The following is a 21,606-nucleotide window of genomic DNA, read 5'->3' on the forward strand; positions in this document are numbered from 1 at the left end:
AGTCAGCGGCACCGCCCGCGCACAACAATTGGCTGGTCTGGCGCTCGCAGACGAGGCTCGGCAGCAAATCGCCGAAGAGGCGATGCTGGCCGCCCTGCATGATCAGGGGCAGCTCGACCGACTCCCGGAGATCGGACTATGTCACGGCATGGCCGGGCTGCTCCACTCGGCCTGGCGGATGTCCGCCGACGCACGAACCGCGCGCATTGGGAACGAACTCCCCAGACTCGCTGTCCGGCTCACCACGCAACTCTCCCTCACCACTCCACAGCCTGGGCTCCTCGACGGCATGGCAGGAGCCGCGCTCGCCCTACACGCCCTCGGCGCTGGAGCCGTCGCGGCGAGTTGGGACACCGTCCTGCTCTTGGCCTGACCCGGAGGAAACCCCGTATGGATCCCCGTCCGTGGTGGCAAGTCAACGTCGCCTTCCCCGACTGGGCCACGGCCGAGCACACCGCCGTGACCCATCTCGCTCCGCTGCTGATCAAGGCCGAAGATGAGCAGCTCATCAGCGCCTGGTTCTTCATGCGCAAGACGCCCTGTTGGCGGGTCCGCTACGTACCCACCAGCGGCCGGACCCAGGACTACCTTCGCCACCACCTGAACGACCTCATCGGGCAGTGCCACATCGACGCCGCGACCGAGGTCATCTACGAGCCCGAAACGCACGCCTTCGGCGGCGGCCAGGCTATGACGTGCGCCCACGACCTGTTTCACATCGACAGCCGGCATCTGCTCACCTATCTCGCCTCCTCACCCTGCGTCGAGCAGCGCCGCGAACTGTCGATCCTGCTCTGCACCGCCCTGCTGCGTTCCGCCGGGCTGGACTGGTATGAGCAGGGCGACGTGTGGGCGCGGGTAGCCGACCACCGCGATCTCCCCGAACCAATCCCTATAGACCGGCGGCGCACCCTGGAGGCTGGCCTGCGACGGCTGATGAGCGTGGACGCCGACCCTCTGATGCGCGACAGCGAACATCTGGCGTTCGCCTGCGAATGGGCCGCAGCCTTCGCCGCCACCGGTCACGAACTGGCTGCCCTGGCGGCTCGCGGGCTGCTGTACCGCGGCCTGCGCGCCGTTCTCGCCCACCACATCATCTTCGCGTGGAACCGGTTCGGCCTCTCCCACGCCGCCCAGGCTGTCCTGGCCCATACCGCCAAGCAGGTCGTGTTCGGATGCGATCCCTCGACCATCCCCGATGCCGATACCGCTAGGAGCCGACGAGGATGAACGCCTTGGAGCGGATCGCGCAGCGCTTCCCTCTGGTCGCGCGTCCTCGTCCGGCGTGCCTGTCCCTCACCGCCCGCATCGCCGAGTTACGCGATCTCGCTGATACCGCCGCTATGGGCACGAAGGCTGCCCACCTTACGGTCGCCGCTGAGGTGCTGAACAAGGCGGCATTGGTCGCCAGTGACTGCGGCGTCACCGCCCTGGCTCGGTCCCTATGCTGGCGCCACTTCGCCGCCTACCTGCCCGCCTGGCCACTGGACGCAACCCAGGCACGCCATGCCCTGGAGCCACTCGTCAATCTCGCCCGGCTGGCCATCCGCGAACGCGACGGAGCCCGCGGCTACCTCCTGCTGCGCACCCTTTTCCAGACCGTCAGCGACGGCGGCACGGCCGACATCAACGGCCATCGCGTCCCGTTCGACGGCCTCGCCAGGTCAGCGAACGATCTCCACACCGTACGCAAATGGCTGTGGGGTATCTTCCTGGCCGAAGGCATCCGGGCGCTCATCAGCGCGGGCCAGTGGGACCAGGCGGCCGCCCACGCACAGCAGTATCGCGGGATCGGACAACGGCTTCTGGACGGCCGACAAGCCACGATCGTCGCGCACTGCCTCGCCGGGCGCACCGACGACGCACAGAAGCTCGTTGCCGACAGCGCACCCGAACAGCCGTGGGAACATCTGGTGGCCGAATGCCTGGACGCGCTATGCAGCCGTGCTATCGGGCTCTCACCCGGCAGCACCGACGCCCACCTTCAACGCCAGTTACTGGAACTCGACCGCGCGCCAGGACTATTGGTCTTCCGCACGCGACTCGGCTTGACCATCCTGGACCTGACGACCGAGACCGACGGGCCCTTGGCCGACTGCATGTTCACCTTCCTGATCGGCGACATCATCGCCACGGCGGACGGGTACGCCGCGCGAGAAGTCCTGACCCACGAGCGGACCCGTGCGCTGCTCAGCCTTGCCGAGCAGCGCGAACTCAGCTCAGCAGTACAGAATGCCGGGCTCGGACTTGGCACCATCCCCACCCCGTTGATATCCGACCTCTTCTCAGCCGTGAAAACGAGCGAGACGGTGATAGCGGCTGGCCTGAACGTGCCCGCCGAGTCCATCAAGGGGCATGCGTCCACCTAAGTTCCCATCCCGGCCGTGGTTGTCGAGCGCAGGACCCCAACCACGGCGCGGAGGCGGCCAACCGGAGCGCCTGATCCAATGCCGAATCAGACTTCTCGGTCGAGCCGCATCTCGCGACCAACAGAAGGGAACTAAAGAGTGCAATGTACGCAATATGCACAGCAACAATGCTGGCATATGCGACCCGTGCACCATCTGCAGGGGTCCAAATGTTAGGAACCCGTCACACATTCGCACAAACTATCGAACTGGCCCCTACCGTGCGATATGAGAACCTCTCATATATGGAGTTTTAGGATCAAATTGTCCCGAGGACTCCCGATGCACAATTTTGTCGGGGGTGTTGATTATCTTTGCAGTATGGGCACCTCGCCGTCGGCGGACCGATTCGCCATCCCCGACGATCACCTGCGTTTCATGGCGCTGCAAGCCTCCCTCCTGGCCGCGGATGCCCTGACCGAGCCAGCCATGAGGAGCGACAGCCGAGCAAATGCGCTGACCAGGGCGTACGGGCTCGTGATGGCGTTACGTGGCCCTGCACACTCGCTAGGTTTCGCCGAATTCCGGACCCTGGTCAGAGGCCCTGTCGCCGGACTCCTTCCGCCCGGTTGCCCACCCGAGGGACTCGAGGCCATATACGCGATCAATCCGAAAACCGGCGAACGGAATGTCGAGCTGGAAGCCCTTGAAGGCGAATTCGGCGAGGTCGCGCGGGAATGCGGCGTTCTGCCCTACTGGCCTTGGCTGCGCCAGGAGCTGACGGAGCACAAAGCGTACGCGCTGTTCCGTAAGGGCGGGAATCAGGCAGCCTACATCCTGAGGAGGAGCTTCGTCATCCGTAACGCGGCGGGAACGCAGGCGATGTTACAAATGATGCCCAAAGAGCTCAATGACCTATATGGGCGGGTGCCAGAAGACCGCGTGTACGACCGCCGCTGCTTCCTCTGCCCGTTGTGCCGATGGCCGATGCAAGTGCTGCCGAACGGACCGATCGTCACGGTGTCGTGCGCCAACCGCGATCACCGAGATCGTGGCGCTCGATACCTGTTCGACGATGACGGGCTCGACCGGGCTCCCCGCCTCGTCAGGACCCGCGACGTCCGCGATCGGCTTCTGGCTCCTGCCGCGAGCGACGCGATCGTGCACGAGGCCGCCCGGGTCCTCATGGTGGACCCTGCCTGTTGGCGCTCACACGTCATCCCCGGGCTGCTGGAGACAGCTCTTCATGACGAGTTGAGCTCCCGGGGCGTACAGGTCGAGCTCTGGCCGGAGATGGATCGTTACGACCTGCGGGTCATCGTTGCCGGACGCCAACCTCGCGTGTGGAAGATCGACGTGAAGGACGTGCTCTCCGTCGATGCCCTCATCAACCGACTGGACAGGAAGAACGCCGATGGCACCGGCCTGCACCTAGTCGTCCCCGACCGCCTCAGCAGCGACGTCCCGCTGCTGAGACGCCGGCTCTCGAGCACTGGCTGGAAGGTGCGAACCGCCTCGCAGCTCGCCCGCGAAGTCTGCAGGGCCCAGGGGGTGCCATGGCGATAGGGCGGCAGGAGTCGGACACCGCGATGAAGGCCGCCGAGCTGGCCTTGGTGCTCGCCGCATACTACTTCCCCGGCGCGGACGGCGAGGAGGCGCGGTTCACGGACGCGGCCTTCCTCCTGTCCGGCCACCTGCACTGCTGGGACCGCTGGCAGGGCCTGCCGTACCCGGAGAAGCAGCGGATAGCCCGCCTGCTAGCCATGCGCCCGGAACGCTACGCCAACCCGACGGTTTTCGCGCGGACGATGCGGCATGTGCTGTCCTTTCAGGGCGAACGGCTTCCCTCGTTCCTCCTCTCCGCTGACCAGAACGGCGCGCGGCCGATGCTCGGCGGGGATCTGGACGGGTACGCCTCCCGGCTCCTTGCCGAGTTGGGCTCCACGCCTTCGCGCGCTGGAACGATGCAGACCGCGCAGCCTGGCGCCTGGCTGATCAGACACAAACCCGATGGCCGCACCGTCGAGGTGACTGTGCCGCACTTCCAGGCCGCGAAGGCGCACCTGGTCAAGCCCCCAGCCGTCCGCAAGGCGCCTCGGCGCGGAGAACTCCGCGTGAAGATCGAGGATCTCCTGGCTCTCGCCCAGCGATTAGACGCCTTCAGACCGAGTTCTCGGCGATTCCTACATGCGACGCTGATCAAGCTAATCGCGGGGCTACGCGACGTGGACGGTCCGCTCAAGGATGACATCGCCTTTGCGAGTGGAGTGCTCCGGCTGTTGAATGCGCCCACGGGGACGGGCAAGAGCGTCCTGATGCGCGTACTCGCCGTACGCCTCGCGCTCGACGGCGTGCGGGTGGCCGTGGTCGTTCCGAACGTCGAAGCGAGCCTCGCCACAGCGCAAGAGATCGACGACGACCTCGCGCTGCTCGGTGACTCGTCGGCCTGCACGCCGCTGATGTCACCTAACGGGCTGAACGAACGGATGGAAAAGACTCTGGAGGGCTCGACCACCGAGGACGGTTGGGGCGAGTCGCTCGCCTGGCGAATGAATCAGCTCGCATATGGATGCGCCCTGCTGGAGCTCATCGATCCCGCCTCCAGGCCTGAAGCGGGGAAGGAACCCTGTGACGGGCTCTTCCGCCCAGACGGCAAGGGTGGCACGCACCGAGAAACACGCAGTTGCCCATGGAAGCCGACGTGCCCGAAGTTCGCACAATCACGTGCCGCGATTACCCATCGCGTGGTGGTCACCAACCATCGCAACTTCCTTGTGGGCAAGCTGCAGGTCACGGTGGAACTCGACGGCCGGCTCCGCAGCCGGATACCGATCTCCGAGTATCTGCTGACCGCGTTCGACGTCGTGATCATCGATGAGATCGACCAGTTCCAGTCAACGGCGGTGGAGACCTGCGCCCGCGAAATGCTCCTGTCATCCCGCGGCCGATGGGACGAGGTACCGCTCAAGCGGCTGGACGACGACCGAGCACGTATTCCCGTTCGTGACTCCTTGCGCATAACGCCCGCCCTGAGCAAGCTGCGCGCGCTCTCCGATCAGCTTGTCAACTTCGTGGCCGACGGCTCTCTGCGGATCCCAGACGTGACACCTGGGCTACACACGACGAAATGGCAGCTCCCGACCATCTACGACCGCACGTTGATCGGCGCCCTCTTCGACGTCCCCGGCGACGCGCCAGCGAGTCCCGCTATCTACCAGCGGCTCGACGCGTTGTTTCCCGACTACGAGCCCGACCGCGTACCCGGGGCTCTGGAGGAACCGCTCGCAGCGGTCAAGGAGGTTCTCCTGACCTTGCTAGGGCACCCCGACGAGAGCTCGCTGAACGAGGCGCGTTTGCGGCTCGACGCCATACTCTCCGCCAAGGTGGAGCGGCCAGAGGCCAGAGCTCAGCTCGTCACCATGATGGTGCTCAAGGCCTGGTACGCCGCCCTCCAGCATCACGTGCGAGAGCTCCAGGGAGAGGCTTCGCGCCTGCGTTCCTTCGATCTGTCATCCGCGCGAGAGTTCACCGACGGCCTCGCGGCGCACACTCTTCAGGGTCCCTTCCCGTATGGCCCGCTTGGCTACCCCCTGGTGGGGTTCCGTTTCGCTGGGCTCAATGACCCGGAGAAGTCGACTGAGCTTTCCCTTCAGACGATCACCGGGGATCCGCACGCCTTTACGACTCAGCTCGGCGGCTTGGTTGCACTCACCGTGTGCGGTCATGAGCGGATCGTCCTCGGGCTTTCGGCTACCGCCTTCTTCCCCGGGGCGGTCCGCGAGCACATTCACGCCCCGCTGACGTGGTGGATGACGGATGCGGACGAAGACGCCATCACCGTCAGAGACGGCAGGGTGCGCAAGGGGGCCGAGTACGTGCAGATCTCCGGCCAACCCAAACAGAACAAGCGCTATGAGCTGATTGAGATGGGCGAGCGGCTCCACGAGACCCACATCCTCAAGCACCTGCAGCACATGCGGATAGTTGATCAGGACCGCGCGCGGGTAGCTCTTGCTGTCAACTCCTACGAGCAGTGCCTCCATCTGGCACGCGGCATCCTCCAGGCTGCCGGCTACACAGGTGGTCTGTGCGTCGCCGTCCCTGCCGACAAGCAACGGCGGGAGGAGCTTCTGGCGCAGTTCCCGCTGCCCCGCGGTGTGAAGACGCTGACGGCCGACGAGTTCGAACGTTTCCCCGAGCACGGCGACATGCTGGTCGCGCCCATGGCCAGGATCACCCGAGGGCTGAACATCGTCATCGGCATTCGTTCGGCGCTGTCCGCCATCTTCTTGTGCGTCAGACCACTCGCGCTGTTGTCGGAGCCGGCTGAGATGTTCGCCAGCATCAACGCGGCGGGTCACAGCGGCATTGAGCCCTCTGGGCGTCCGTCCGTAGCATTGGCCGCCGCGCGGCGACGATCTCGCGATCGCCTGTACCTGGTCTTGCGTGCCGCCCCGCACTTCCGCGGGCAGGACGACACACTCCAGGAAGAGGTCGTCGCGGGTGTGATCGTCGACTTGATCCAGCTCGCCGGACGCGCCAGGCGCGGGGGGACGGACATGCGCCTGTATCTCGTCGATCACGCCATTCACGACCAGACTTGGCGGAGCGATATGGGCACGATCATCCGTCGTATGTACGCGACCTGGCCTGCCGGTACGCGGACGATTATGGCCGCCGTATACGGCTCTGCCCTCACCTCCCTGCTCAAGGATGTCGCCGGGATCAACCCCGACGACCTGTCCGACGAGGAGCGGCCGACCTTCCGTCTACTGGCAGGTGACGAATGACCACGCCGAGCGCGGGGGCACGCAAGCTTGCTGCTCTGGTTACCGCAGAAGGGCTTGACCTGGCGGAGTTGCTACGCCGCGCCCGCGAGCGCTTCCCGCGCCAACCCGAGACTCTGCTGTCCCGATTCGCCGAGGAGGCGGTATCGGCAGGGCTGCTTGTAGCGGAATCCGGCAGGCTGCGGCATGCGAGCGGCGAACCGCCAGCCGCCGCCCAGGAGGCCCCCAGGGTTCTGCGCGCTGTCGCCGTCGACGTCGAGTCCGTGGTGCGCACCACGGACCGCGAGCCATACACGAGCCGGAGAATCTTCCAGATCGGGGCGGTCCGCATCGGTGCCGACGCGGAGTGGTCCGCGACGAATCGCTTCACGCGCTGGCTGGAGCTTCCTCCCGGAGAGGACTGGCCGATCCTGTCGGAGGAGATGCGCGTGCGGCACGCCGCAGCAGCCGTTCCTGCCGCCGAAGCGCTCTCGGATCTTCTCGCCTATTTGGACGGCGCCAATCTGATCGTCGCCTACAACGGCACGGACGCCGACTTTCCCATGCTGGCGGAGGCCCTGAGCCGCGAAAATCTCCCGGCCCTGCCCGGCACACAGGTGGACGCCTACTATCTAGCCTTGGCGCTGTGGCCTGGTGCCCCCTCCCACCGGCTCGCGAATCTGGCAGAAGATCTCGGCGTCGACCGCGCCGGGCTTACCTGGCACGACGCCGCAGATGATGCGGAACTGCTGGGCAGGATCCTCGAAGCGGGAGCGTCCGCCCTCAAGGAGTGGCCCTCGGACCTGGTTGATCTCGTCGCGACCGTCTGTCCGGACTCCATGGCCTGGCGACTGCTGTGGGAGGTGACGGGTAGCGGTGTCCCCTATGATCGCGGCCAGATCCGCCACCACGCTGACGTGGCCGAACTCCTCAGTCGCCTCCTCGCTGACCATCAACCACGGCGCGGCCCGGCGCTGTCGCCCATTCCGGACACGTTGTCCGTACCGGCGAGTCTTCGGGGAGAGGACGGCCGGGTTGATCCTGCAGCACTGGCCGCGATGAGTCACGGTGCGACGGTGGCGCGGCGCCCGGCCCAGGACCAGATGGCGAAGGTCCTCCACACTTGGGTGGCGGAGGGCGTCAGCGGAGCGGTCGAAGCCCCCACCGGAACAGGCAAGAGCTTCGCGGTGATCGCCGCCGCCCTGGACTGGCTGGCGGCGGACCCCGCGAGAACGGCCATCATCACCACCTTCACCAAACAGCTCCAGGCCCAGCTCGCTCATGACCTCGGCACGCTGGAAGCGGAGATACCCGGACTGCTCGACCTCACCGACGTCGTCAAAGGCAAGGCCAACCGGCTCTCTCTCCGGGCCCTACTGATGGCTATCGCCGACGCCACCGCCCCTCGTCCGGTACCAGTACGCCTCGGGTTCCGCGAGTTGCTGATCTATCTTGTCCTACGCTTGCTGGACACCGGTGCCCTGCCGCCTTGGGCGACACGATCAGTGGACCCCGCGGACCTACCGCCCTTCTTCGCCGAATACCTGGGCCCAGCTATGCCGGTCTGGCTGGCAGCACTCTCACAGGCCGAGTGCGGAGACTACGCGCTCGACCCGGATAAGCCGATCTCGCTCCACACCGACACGGTGCCAGAAGCGATCTCCAGCCGGCGGCTCATCCTCGCCAACCACGCTCTGCTCCTGGCCCACCTCGAACATCTCGAACTCCTCGGCGAGAACAGCCTGCTGATCATCGATGAGGCCCACGAGCTGGAGAACACTGCGACCTCCGCTCTCACCGCGACCCTCCGTTACCCGGCGATCGAAGACCTGCACGCCGAGCTACGGATCTGGTCCAGAGACGCCGCCTCTAACCGTGCCGGGCAGGCGGCTCGCGAGGCTATCTCCAGCCTGGGCAGGCTCCTCGACCAGGAAAGCCTGCCCAGGGTCGTCAGTCAGGCGTTCGACGCGCGTTCGTCAGGGACCGCCGCAGGTACCCGCACGGCTACCCTCGCAGCGCCCTTCGGGGGGGTATCAGGGCTGGGACCGGTGCGCACGCTACAGGGACTCCTCTCTCGGCTGGCCGGCATTTGCGATGCGGTGGTCGGCGCTATGAGCGCATACCGCGCAGATCACCCACTGGACTATTACGGAGCTGAACGCATCGGCACCCTGATCAGCCGTACCGCGTCGGCTCGCTCGACCGCTCTCCGCATCGTCGCCGATCTGGAGCTCGTTCTCGGCTCCGTACCGGTCCAACAGTTCGACGGCGAGAAAGCGGGCTCTGACACTGAGGCGGACATCGAGCCGGTGGAAGAGGCCGAGAGCGACAAGCCGACGGTCTCCGGCGAGTGGGGCGAACTCCCCCCTGGGACTCCCAACCGGATTGTTCACGCGAAGGAGGATGGCCTGCCGAGGGCGGGCCTGCGCAACTATCGGTTCAGCCTCGCCACCTCGCCTATCGAACTCGCCGAGGACGCTGACTGGAATCGGTTCCTCACCGCTTTTCGCCGCACTTACCTAGTCTCGGCGACGCTGAGAGTAGCGGGCGAGTGGCAGTTTCTCCGTTCCCGCCTCGGCCTGCCGCGAATCCTGCGCACCCTGGAACTGGCAAGCCCCTTCGACCTCGCCCAGCAGATGCGGTTGGTGTGCCTGGCCGATTTCCCGTCCTGGGCGGAGCAGGCAGACGGCGCCAGTAGGACAGTCGCGCACCAGCTCGCGGGCTACGTCGCCGAGATGGTCCACCCCGCCAACGAAGAGCGGGGAGGCCACCACGGTGGGGCGCTCGTCCTCACCACCGCCCGTTCGACCGCAGGGGGGATCGCAGATCGGCTCGTCACGGCGCTGCGAACCGCTGGTAACCCCACTCCAGTGTTGTCGGCGCTCGTACTCGGCAACCGGCAAGGGGTTGAGCGGTTCACCGATCCCTCTTACGGGGGAGGTGTCCTCGTCGGCACCAAGGGGCTGTGGCAGGGCGTCGACATCGCCGACCCCGACCGCCTCCGGCTGGTCTGGATCAACAAGCTGCCTTTCGCGCCCTTCGCCGATCCGGTGATCCAGGCTCGGCGAGCGGCGGTGGCGGTACGAGCCGAGTCGCTGGGCGCTGACGATCCAGAAGCCGCCGCCACGGAAACGTACTACCTGCCGCTTGCCGCCTTGCAATTGCGCCAGGCAGTCGGCCGGCTGATCAGATCGGAGCGCCACCGTGGAGTCGTGGTGATCTCCGACAGGAAGCTCGCCGGGGCGTCCGCATTGAGACGCACCTACCGGCGCGTGTTCCTCGGCTCCATGGAACCCGAGCTCCTGCGCGGCGAGCACGGTGCGGGCAACGTCGAGATGATGATCGATGCCTGGCGCGGAATCTGGCGTTTCCTGGCGGACCACGGCCTCATCTCCCCCAGTCGCACCGATGAACTGTGCGCGGGTGAGGCGCTCGACAGGCAAACCACGCTCCCACAGACGCGTGCGATCAGGCTGCTCGAACTCGGCCACGAGGAGGCGGAGCAGCTCCGCACGGGAGGTGGCCTCGCCGACGAGGTCGTGAGACGGTCGGCGACCATCGCTGGGCTGCTCCGGCTCCAGGACGGGCCGATGGAACTGAAGCCAGCGCAGGAGAAGGTGATACGCGCGGCCGCTGAGGGCAGAAATGTCCTGGGCCTGCTCCCTACCGGTTATGGGAAGAGCTACTGCTTCCAGTTGCCCGCGCTCGTTCTGCCTGGCGTGACGCTGGTGGTCTCCCCGTTGATCGCGCTCATGCATGACCAGGCGTTGGAGCTGAACCGCTCCATCGGCGGGGCTGTCCGTGCCCTGATCGGACCGATGCGCGAGTCGAACTCCCGGGCCGGTCGTACCGAGGTGGGCGACCAGCTCCTGCGGCGAGGTGACCACCGTATAAAGATCATCTATGTGTCGCCCGAGCGCCTGTGCCAGCGCAGGTTCCGCGAACTCGTACGGTCAGCCGTACGCGATGGTGTCATCACCCGGATCGCGGTGGACGAGGCGCACACCGCCATCCAATGGGGAGACGACTTCCGGCCGTCCTTCCGCCGCGTCGAACGGTTCCTTGCCGAGCTGCGCGCCAACTACGGCCTGGCGGTGACGGCGCTGACCGCCACCGCCAACCATGCTGTCCGAGCCGGTCTCAGAGAGCGCATGTTCGGTCTAGGTCCCGGCGAGCCGGACGGTGACCTGGTGACCGTCCAGGAGAACCCCATCCGGCCCGAGCTGGCGATCTACCGGCGGGTGATCGCCACCGCCGGCCCGTCCAAGGTCGCCAAGCTGATCGAAGCGGTCGTGCGCGAGTTGGACGGTCACGCGATCTTCTACTGCCTCACTGTCAAGGAGGTCGTCGCGCTCCATGCCCACCTCCGCGACCACTTGGGCGAGGGCTGTGTTCACGTCCGCAGGTTCCATGGCCGTCTCACCGAGGCGGAGAAGGCTGCGGTCATGACCGAGTTCCGCGAGGCCCCCGCACGGGACGAGGACGGCTTCGTTCCCCTTCTCGTGGTTGCCACGTCGGCGTTCGGCCTGGGTGTCGACCGCAAGGACGTCAGGACGGTGTTTTGTGTCTCGCCGCCCACCGACCTGGCGGCCCTCTACCAGCAGATGGGGAGAGCAGGCCGTGACAGTGCCGCCTCTTCGCAGGAGAGCGTGGTCAACGCAGGGCTGGCGCTGGCCACGAACCGGAGCATGCGAACCGTTCAGTTCATGACCGACAGGGATGTCTCCGCCCTCCTTCTGCGGCGAATGGCCATGGCTGTCCTCGGGGCTCGCAACTACGTCCTGGACCCACCTGGCCTGGCCGACCGACTCATCGCCGAGGACCTGGCCGCGGGCCGCATCGACCCGGCCACGGCGCGGGCAGGGAGCACGCACGACCGCTACGTCGAGGCTGTCGCGCGGGTCTTCGCCACCCTGGCAGACCTCGGCGCGGTTGAGGATCTCGGAGACTTCCCGCCTTGCGTTTCCCTTGGACCAGGCGAGCTCGTAGACCCGTCAAGCGATCTGAACGAGGTGGAGGAGCGACTCATCACCGCCGTACTGGAGCTTCCCCCGCGAAGAGGTGACCTGCACCGGTCGGCGTTGTCGATCGCCGCGCTGGACCACCATCTTGCGGAGCGAATCGACGGGTACCGCGCGATGGTCGAAGGTCCGGCCGAAGCCTGGCAACTACTCTCCGACCTGCACGATCGAGGGCGCCTGGATGTCTCGGCTGCACCGTCGCGACACTTCGTCACAGGCGTCAGGCCACGCTCCGCCCGGCTCCCCGACGGCTTCCACGACGCCCTGTCGGGACGCACCGCGAGAGCGGCTGCCGAGCTCGAACGGCTCCATGACTTCTTCGACGACGTCGGCACCTGCGCCAACCGCAAGTTCGCCGACTACTTCGGGGTCGACCTCCTGCCGGAAAGCTGCTGCTCAGGTCCAGAGAACCGGTGCTCCGCCTGCTGGGACCGCCGACTCGACATCCCCAGAGGGGAACATAGGCCAGGCGTTGGGCACGCGCTCTACGCCCCCGTCCGTCTGGACCACGACGACTCTGGGGCGGGTGCCAGACTGCTCGGCCGCCAGATCTCGGCATTGCTGTGGCACGTCTCACGGGGGCTCAACACCGACCACCTGCGCCTGGCCCTGCGTGGCGAGGACTCCTGGTTCCACGCGGGCGCCAGACAACGAGTACGCCTGCCGCGCACGATCACCACGAGCCGCTATTTCGGCGCCGCGCCAACCGTGACCCGGGCGATGGTCGAGCGGATCCTCGCGCGGTTGGAGGAGGAAGGAACGGTGTTCTTCGACGGTGGCCGATGGCGGGACGCCGGCAACGTCCGACGCGAAGCGGCCCGCCGGACAAGGGAGGGTCGATGAAGCCCTGGCACCCTTACGTAGACGACCCGCTCTTCACCGCCGAGCTAATTCTCGGTCACGACGCCTTGGCGGCGGACCAGGTACAGCGGCTGACCGCGTTTCTGGAAGCGTTAGCGGCTCATCGAGGGGTCATTCACACCGCGACGGCCTTCAACGCCGTCTACTTCGGCTACGACCTGGAGTATGGCGGCTATGTCGGAGGCCCTATCGACTTCGACGACTTTCCCGGGGTCGAACCGGCCATGGCGCCCGTCGGCGCGCTGGTGAAACTCGACGCCGGATCCGCGCCCCTCTACGGCGAGGTCCTCTACAAGGAGGGCGCGCACCCGGCCTTGCGGGCAGACGGGGAGACACCAGACTGGCTGTCCGGAGCCCCTCCGGGAACCGCCGGGCCTGATCCCGCGGCTGCCCCGATGGACCGGTTGATTCTCGACTTCGACGCGTTCGGGCCGGGCGTGACAGTGGCTTGCGAGCGGCTAGACCGGCTTCGCCACCGCGGCCGGGTACTCGACCAGTTCGGGCACCTGATCCTGCCCAGCGCTCCAGACCATGACGACTTCGTGCGGTACCTGACCGGGCCCGCCCGCCGGAGCCTGATCCGCGGACCGCTCCCCTTGCTGCTGTCGCACGATGCCGATGACGCCGATCTGGAGGCGGGCGTGCGGTCGGCTCTCCAAACGCTCGACAAGATCCTCCAGCTCGCGCCTGGACTCCGTCGCTGGCAACGCTACGCCTTCCCCCGCGCCGCCCTCGCAGCCCGGCTCGCGGACGGAGGCGAGCTGGGCGGCGGCGACATCCGATCGATCGTCAGCGGTCTCACACAAACCCCGGACCGACGAAGGCGGTTCCAGCCGACCAAGGTCATCAGCTATACCGCCATAGGTTCCCGCATCGCTTCCATCGTCCGAACCCGCACCACTCTGACCGGCATGGCCTACGCCGCGGCGGTGTGCCACATCAACACGGCCGTCGCCGACGTCATCAGAGGCGAGACAGACGAACGCGGGCTCTTCCCCTCGGGCGGCCATCTGCGACTCGACGACTCCTTTCAGGGAGGCGGAATCTGGCGGATGTCGTTCCCTGGCGGAACTCACGCCACCATCGACCCGCTCCGCCCACTCGGCCTCGGCTGGATCGGCAGCCTCCCGCCTATACCAGAGCAGGAGCCTCCGCTCGCCGAACCCGTTCCAGATGAACGGCTCACCATCTCCGACTCCCAAGTGAGCTGGACCGTACCCGTCCGGCTGTGGCAACTGCGCGAGCAGGTCATGCCGCTCCCCAGGCTGCCGGAGGGGGAACGGCTCCCGGCCCTGCTCCGTCTGAGGTTGAATCACGACGGCCACCAACTCGAGCCCGAGGAGTCGGATCAGAACGTCCTGGTCGTCTGCGACCGCGACGAGCTCCGCCTCACAGGGATCTGCTGGCCCCTGGAATACTTCCCCGGCATCCTGCTCACCTTCTGGTGGCCCCGCGGCGCTCCAACGCTCAACGGCACTTCGACCAGGCTCGACGTGCCCAGGCTCGTCAACGGTGAACTGCTGAGCCACCGATACGACCCGGCCATCGTCACCCGTGACCGAGCCCCCAGCGGAGCGGGGCTCAAGGAGCGAATTCTGCGAGCAGTGCGGCACACGGGCCTGGTGCGGCCAGATGGGACGGCCCTGCTACCCGAACGGGCGCTGGCTCCCACCGTCCTGGAGCCGAGCGAAACGGATCATGCCTTACTCGCGCCCGCCCTGGAATCGTTAATCGCCGAAGGTGAGCTCAGCCGAGCCAACGCCGGCCTCACCTCTGACGGTCAGCTGGTCTTCCCTGTTGGTGCGGAGCCGTCAAAGATCGGTGTGCTCCTGTGGCGGCCCGCCATCTCGACCCCGACGGTTCGACTTGGCACCTACGACGTTCAGTCATTCCTGCGCCGACTCCCCGCAGGAACCCAGGCATCTGAGGCGAAGCAGGCGGAGTATCGCGAGCTCAGCGAGCGCTTCGGAGTCGGTTCCGAGCTACCCCCGGGCTTCACGCTGGTGAGCGCCCACACACGCGGCGTCGCAAGAGGAGAGGAGAAGCACTCATGAAGTCGGGTCACACACACGGCGGAGGCGCATTTGCGGATGCCCTCGCCCTGATGGACGATCCCATCGGCTCAGCTGCGGCCGAGCTGACCGCTTATGACCTCCGGTTCGCCGCCACACGCTCTCAGGACCAGGACAGGAACGCCGTCCTGCGGTACCTGGGCCTTGGCAACCTCAGGCCCAGACAGTGGGGCGACTCACTGGCGGAGAACGTGCTCCGTCGCCTCCGCAGACCTGACCGCTTCGACCTGCGGTCCATCGGCCTGTTGCTCACCCAGCCGCTGGAACAGGTGCTCGCCGACTGGTTCGCCGGAGGCGCGGCTGACCTTCCTGACGAGTGGCCAGACGCACTCAAACGGCTTGCCGTGTGGGCGCGGATGTGCCCATGCCCGGGCAGCGAGCGCCTGCTCATCCGCGCCGCCGAACATTCCTGGTGGCTGCCTCCGGCGACCCCGGCAGAGCTCGGCCAGGAGGTCATCGAAGCAGCACGAACCCTGGCTGAGGCAGTTTCCGATCACGATACGGAGAGGATCATGATCCCCGAGAATCTCGAAGACGCGCTAACCACTGCGCAAACCGAAGCGATCATCGAGGCCGAGCGAGTCGTCGACGAGTTGCGGGCGGGGCATCTCCCGGATAACCGTCTCACAGCCGCCTTGGCGACCCTTGGCGAGGTCGTCGAACAGGTCGAACTTCACCTCGCCTCGGCAGGCACCTTGCCGGGAGATCATTCCGTACCCGCGCTCCTCCAAGCCCTCGGACAGGTCCGCGAAACCTCGCTCCAACGTGACCGACTGAGCCGACTCACCGAGCTCTCCGGAGACACGGAAGTCGAAGAACTGGACGTTCTCCGGGCAACGGTGGAGGAACTGCTGACCGCACAGGCTTGGGAGGAAGAGCAGTCCGCACTCGCGGCAGCCCTGCTCGCGATCGGCGACATCGTCGAACTGGTCGAGGCCGCAGACGGTCAGATGCCCGCTGATCGGGACCAGCTCTTGGGATGTCACGAACGCGCTCGCGGCCTGCCAAGCAATCTGGCGCATTTGGTGAGCTACGCCCTCATGGGCGCCGTGCGATGGCGTTCGTCAACGCCTGAGGCACCAGCCCCGCAAGCCGAGCTAAGCGTCATAGAGGCGCCCTCGCGCGCCCCGGCCTCAGAACCGCACAGTGCAGAGCCGCAGAAGATCACCGAAGTCGCTCCTCGCGACGTCACCGACGCGCTGGCCGACCTGGTGGCCGAGCGGCGCTTCTCAGCGGCGTACACGGTGGCGACCGCCATCGGCCGGCCGGTCGGCGAGCTGTGGGCTTACCGCGTGGCCGCACTGGCGGAGGCCGTACGCTCGGACACTGGCCCCTGCGCTGCCCGGCTCGCGACCGAGTACGAAGCAGTGACCGAGGTAACCCCGGAGCCCCTACCGCTCCTGCTGGCCGTTCCCGCCCTGATCCGTGCCGCGCTCGTCACCGGTGAGCACCGTGCAGGCGCGCTACTGCTGGACGCGGTCGGGCACCTCGACAAGGATCTCGGCAGCGTCGCGCACCATGTGGGCACCCGGGTGCTGCAGGGAGTCCTCCTCCACGCCCCGCTCATTGGTGTGCTGGCGGACGTGACCGAACTGGAGAAACGCGTCGATGACGCGCGGATGGCAGCACGCAAGTTCTCCCAGCGGCGGCGCAAGCTGCGATTCCAGCGGGCAACCGAGATCGCGAACGCATGGCTCGCGCCCGACGGGATTCTCGGGAGTCTCCTTCACGCCGCCAGTGCCGACGATCGGGCGTCAGCACCGCAGATCGCCCAGATAGTCAAGAGATTGAACGACCCGGTCGCTATGAACAAGGAGATCGACCTCCTTGACGCCACATACCGGACGAGCGCCAAGAAGCCCATCACCGGCGCCGCCCGTCAGAACCTGCTCACCCTGGCTTCGGGCGCCCTCACGACGGTTGGAGCCTGGCTGGAAGCCGTGGCGGCGTTGGGCCGCCAACTGAGTCAGGACAAGTCATGGGCGACCGACGAGATCGCTGACATGCGCGCCGGGATCCTGGCACTGCGTAGCCCAATTCTGGCCGGCCTCCAGCCGCATGCGAGCCTCGACCAGCTCACCCGCGCCGCGACTCAGGCCGCAGTCACCTCGCTGACGTCCGTCTTCGCGCTCCTCGACGGCTCTCAGACGCTCCCACCCGGCGAAGCCCAAGCCGACCTCGCCCTGACGCTTGAGTGCCTCAAGGTGCCCGGCGCCTTGCTCGACAGCGAGACCGGAAGAGTTGACATCCGCGCGAATCAGCACGACACGGACGTCTACCTGGAGGCATTCAGCCTCTCCTGGCAGGGTGCCTTCGCCCGCCAGGTCGCCGCGGAGAACTACGCCGCCGCCCACGAGATTGTGAACGTCGCGAGAAGCGGACTGCTGCCGCGCGAGTCCGTCGAGTTCGCTGCCGAAGCCGACATGCTCACGGCGGAACAGAACACTCGGGTACGACTCCACGCACTGCGGGAAGAGGTGCGACTGGAACTGCAGCGCGCCAGACTGCAAAACCATGTGTCGGAGGACGAGTTCGAGCAGTTGTCCACAGCACTCCACCACGCCGCCCCAGGAGAGCGCCCCGACCTCGACGCGGTTCGCGATGAGCTCCAGACGCTCGCGGAGTTGCTGCCGAACTACCGCTCTCTGGCAGCTGAGCGACTTCGGGAACGTCTCAAAAAGCTCGCGGATCGTCCCAACACCACGAAACAGATTGAGCGGATCAGCCACCTGATCGACGACGGCAAGCTCGCCACCGCCGAGGAATTCGTCAACTTCGTGGAACTCAAGCAGGATGTCCCGTCCCTGAATCCCCGCGATGATCTGAGGCGCTTCTTCCCATCCGTGCCCAACGCGCTCAGCGACGGCATCACCAAGGAACTCGTCAACGCGGCACGATCAGGGCACCGCTATGGTGACGTCCCCGCGCTGGACTACGCCGACCTGCTGGACGCTCAGGCCAGGCAGCGCGCGGCCGACGCGCTGGACGGCTGGCGCCAGCTGGCTTCCACACCACCCCTCGGCCGCAACAACCTGCCGCTCAGGGACTGTCTCTTCCCCGCTCTACGCGCAGTGGGGCTCGGCGTGGGACGGATCGAGGTCCTCAGAGACATCCCCTTCGACAGCCAGCGCAGGTTCGTCGAGGTCTCGGGCGTAACCATCGTGGGCAAGCGCTTGGTACCGGAGTTCGGCACCAATCTGGGCGTCGATTCGCCAGACAGCGGGACCCTCCGCATCCTTCTGGTGTGGGGACAGCATCCGGCCGAACTGCTGATGAGCTGGGCCGACCAGGACACCTCGGGCCGTCCACTGTTGATCGCGCACTTCGGCACCATGACCGTGCAGAACAGACGGATGCTCGCCGTACGCTCCAGGAGCACGCGAGCTCCCGTGATCGTTCTAGATGACGCCGCCCTCGCGTATCTGGCGAAACGCGGTGACAGCCGCATCGAAACCCTGCTGACGATCACCTTGCCGTTCTCCTCTGTGAACCCCTACAGGAAGGAGAAGCGAGGGCTTGTTGCCGAGGAGATGTTCTACGGCCGCGACGAGGAACGGCACAGCGTGGAGGACGCCGACGGCACCCAGCTGATCTTCGGCGGCCGAGGCCTCGGAAAGTCCGCCCTGCTACGGGACAGCAAGCGGCGTTTCGAGCGGGTGCCGCAGCACGTCGCCATCTACCTCGACCTGAAGACGTCCGGAGGTGCCACCAGCGGTCGGGGAGCCAGCGCCGTCTGGGACAGGTTGCGGCAGGAACTCGTACAGGTTGAGGTGCTCCTCCGTCCAAAGGCACGAGGAGAGCAGGACACGAGTGCGTACGAAGCCGTCCGCCAGGGGGTTCAGGCCTGGCTGGCGGAAGACTCGCGCCGTCGGCTGCTGATCCTGCTCGACGAGGCCGACAGGTTCTTCGAATCCGACCATCACACGTCCTTCCAGGAGACTCAGAGGCTCAAAGAACTCGGGCAGGAAACCGGCGACCGGATGAAGGTAGTTTTCGCGGGCCTCCACTCCGTTCAGCGATTCAGCAAGATCAGCGGAAACGGGCCCTTCTCTCACATGGCACAGAAGCCGACCGTGATCGGACCGCTGGCGCCCCAGCACGCGCTCGACCTGATCGCGCAACCGCTCGAGGCGCTCGGATTCGTTTTCGCCCCCACTGACATTGACCTCGTGACCAGGATTCTGGGTTACTGCTCTTACCAGCCCTACCTCATCCAGAAGTTCGGCCATCAACTGGTTGATGTGTTGCAGTCCCGGCGGTCACCACAAGACGCCGGCCCGCCATACACGATCACCTCAGCGGATGTCGACGCGGTCGAGTCGGACCCGGAACTCAAGAGCGAGATAAGCCTCGCCTTCCGCGACACCCTCTACCTCGACCCTCGCTACAACGTGGTCGCGAATGTGCTGGCCCACCACGCGCGCGAACACGGCATGGCCGCGCGCCTGTCCGACGTCGAACTCAGCGACGAATGCGAATACTACTGGCAAGCGGGATTCGAAACCCTGGATATCGAGGCCTTCCGCGCCTATCTCCACGAGATGGTGGGGCTCGGCGTTCTCATGCCCAACTACGACGGCCTCGGCTGGCGCCTTCGGTCCCTGAACGTCCTCGACAGGGTGGGGACGCACGACGAGGTCATGGCCCAGCTGGACCGAGCGGCCAGAGATTCCATCCCGCACGAAGACCTGGCTGAGGAGACACGCCAGTTGCTGACCGGCAGGACGACCCGGTCCCCGCTGACGGCGGCCCAACTCGACGATGTTCTCGGCAACTACGGAAACCAGGTCAGGCTGGTTCTGGGGTCGGACGCGACAGGGATCTCCATGGTCTCAGATGCCATTAGGGCCATCACCGATGACCTCGGTGGTCGCTTCGACGTCGACTTCGTCACCAACCGCCGCAGATTCGAGGAAGCCCTGACCAAGGGGGCGCCGAACAAGCGAAGAGTAGTGCTGTCCGACCTAGCCGCGGCCAACACCAAGCCGGATGGGTGCATCGAGAGCCGCGACCTCGCTCTTCGGCTGCGTCCCGACACGCCGGGGGTCACCCGGTCGGTGATCCTCGTGGCTTCTCCCACGTCGATGCCCTTCTGGGCGTCGACGCTCACCGCGAACCTTCCAAGTCTGTCCGTGGTGCACCTGCGGCGCTACACACTGCGCACTCTGAAGATCTGGGCGCTGGACAACGAGGCGTTCGTCGAACGAGTAGACGAACTCTATAAGGCCACCTCTGGCTGGCCATATCTGGTCGACCAGGCCTTGGACCTCAAATCCTCCCTGTCAGGCGAGTCTGCAGCCATCAGCGCGATCAGGGACGACCTCACCACGCCAAGAGGACGTCAGAACCTAGTCGACAAGGTCGGCATCGAACAAGACACCCAACTCGCGAGCGCCTTCCACGGCATCATCTCCCTGGCGGACGGCCCAGATGGGGCCTTGTACACCGACCTCATCACCGGGGCTGGCTACTATCAGCAGCACCCCGACCCCGCTGCCGCCGTCGAATGCCTGCTCTGCCTGGAAGTGTTCAACACGGACCGAAAGGGGCGCTACCGAGTCGAACCGCTTCTCGCGGAAAGTTGGCGCATCCTTCACCTCCCCAACGGTTGACACAGGCACGCCCCTGACGCTGGGACCAGCGTCAGGGGCGTGGGGCATCCACCCAAGTGAAGGAACCCCCAACGTCGGCCGGGGTGTCCATCGTCCGAAGAACGCGCCTACCCGGGCGCTCAACTACGGTTCACCGACATCGACGGGCACCGCTTCACGTGTTTCGTCACCGGCACCCGGCGGCGGCTGTTGCTGGGAGCAGAGCTCGCACTCTGGGAATGGCGGCATTCGGGTGGTGGCCCGGAACGCCGGAGTCCATGAGGTCACCGTGTCCACTGGGAGTCGATGAGCTGGAGGTGGGCGCCGAGCCGCTGGGCCGCGCAAACGCCGGCCCCCGTGGGGCTGGCCGTGCGGCAGCGCTAACAACCGTTTCAGATACTGCGGCGGTACGAGTGCCCACCTCCCGGACAGGGACATCCGGGGGCGGGCGCTCCCGTGCACTACTACATGTTGCGGTACTCCACCCACGCCCGTCCGGCGGCGGCAGCGCGGGCACGATGCTCCCGCGCTTCGGCGGGACCGAATTCCGCCTTGTAAACGCGGAACAGCGTCCACAGCGCGGCCAGCGCGGTGACCGCGCGAGCGGGCGCGTCCTGCCATCCGGGCAGTAGGCCAAGAATGCCTTCGGCCTGCTCGGGGGTGTGTCAGGCCTCGATGAGGCGTGGCGCGAGCATGACGCCGTCGACCCACGCCGCGCCGCGGGAGGCGAACGACCAGTCGATGACGTGCACATCATGGCCTGTCATGCGCAGGTTTCCAGGGTGCAGGTCGTAGTGGAGCAGCGTCTCCCCGGCAAGGTCCTCGACGTCGAACCCGTCCAGCGCCCGCTCGTACATGGCCCGGTCGGGGACCATGTCGGCCCGTGGGCTAGTTTGCGGACACGACCTGGGAAGAGTTGCGGTGAACTGTTCACCGGGCTTTGCTGG

At 66.4% G+C, this 21,606-nt stretch carries 9 protein-coding genes; 8 read left to right on the top strand and 1 reads right to left on the bottom strand.

Going from position 1 to position 21,606, the window contains the following annotated elements:
• From Aple_RS12430 to Aple_RS12465, 8 genes are all read left to right on the top strand, one after another.
• Positions 1 to 373: lanthionine synthetase LanC family protein (locus Aple_RS12430; RefSeq protein WP_281361547.1), on the top strand; the 373-nt coding region annotated here is incomplete at its 5' end.
• Positions 374 to 390: 17 nt separating this feature from the next.
• A complete protein-coding gene (locus tag Aple_RS12435; protein ID WP_155344708.1) occupies positions 391 to 1,230 on the top strand; it encodes a thiopeptide-type bacteriocin biosynthesis protein in 840 nt (279 codons plus the stop codon).
• Positions 1,227 to 2,369 carry a hypothetical protein gene (locus Aple_RS12440; protein ID WP_155344709.1) on the top strand — a complete coding sequence of 381 codons (1,143 nt, stop codon included), beginning with the start codon at positions 1,227 to 1,229 and terminating at the stop codon, positions 2,367 to 2,369. Before Aple_RS12435 ends, Aple_RS12440 begins: the two co-directional genes overlap by 4 nt.
• Before the next feature lie 360 nt (positions 2,370 to 2,729).
• Entirely contained in the window at positions 2,730 to 3,914 is a 1,185-nt protein-coding gene (locus Aple_RS12445) for a restriction endonuclease-related protein (RefSeq protein WP_155344710.1), read from the top strand.
• A 23-nt stretch (positions 3,915 to 3,937) separates the two neighbouring features.
• A complete protein-coding gene (locus Aple_RS12450; protein ID WP_155344711.1) occupies positions 3,938 to 7,138 on the top strand; it encodes a hypothetical protein in 3,201 nt (1,066 codons plus the stop codon).
• Positions 7,135 to 12,978 (top strand): DEAD/DEAH box helicase, encoded by a 5,844-nt coding sequence (locus Aple_RS12455; RefSeq protein ID WP_155344712.1) that lies wholly within the window; start codon positions 7,135 to 7,137, stop codon positions 12,976 to 12,978. Before Aple_RS12450 ends, Aple_RS12455 begins: the two co-directional genes overlap by 4 nt.
• Positions 12,975 to 15,050 carry a hypothetical protein gene (locus Aple_RS12460; protein WP_155344713.1) on the top strand — a complete coding sequence of 692 codons (2,076 nt, stop codon included), beginning with the start codon at positions 12,975 to 12,977 and terminating at the stop codon, positions 15,048 to 15,050. The genes Aple_RS12455 and Aple_RS12460 overlap by 4 nt, the downstream gene beginning before the upstream one ends.
• A 50-nt stretch (positions 15,051 to 15,100) precedes the next feature.
• Complete coding sequence (locus Aple_RS12465; protein ID WP_155344714.1) at positions 15,101 to 20,680, top strand: ATP-binding protein; 5,580 nt, start codon at positions 15,101 to 15,103, stop codon at positions 20,678 to 20,680.
• A 644-nt stretch (positions 20,681 to 21,324) separates the two neighbouring features.
• Here the strand turns inward: Aple_RS12465 and Aple_RS12470 are convergent.
• Entirely contained in the window at positions 21,325 to 21,534 is a 210-nt protein-coding gene (locus Aple_RS12470; RefSeq protein WP_155344715.1) for a phosphotransferase, read from the bottom strand.
• Between the last annotated feature and the right edge of the window lie 72 nt (positions 21,535 to 21,606).

This window comes from Acrocarpospora pleiomorpha (assembly GCF_009687885.1).
In the GTDB taxonomy this organism is placed as follows: Bacteria; Actinomycetota; Actinomycetes; order Streptosporangiales; family Streptosporangiaceae; genus Acrocarpospora; species Acrocarpospora pleiomorpha.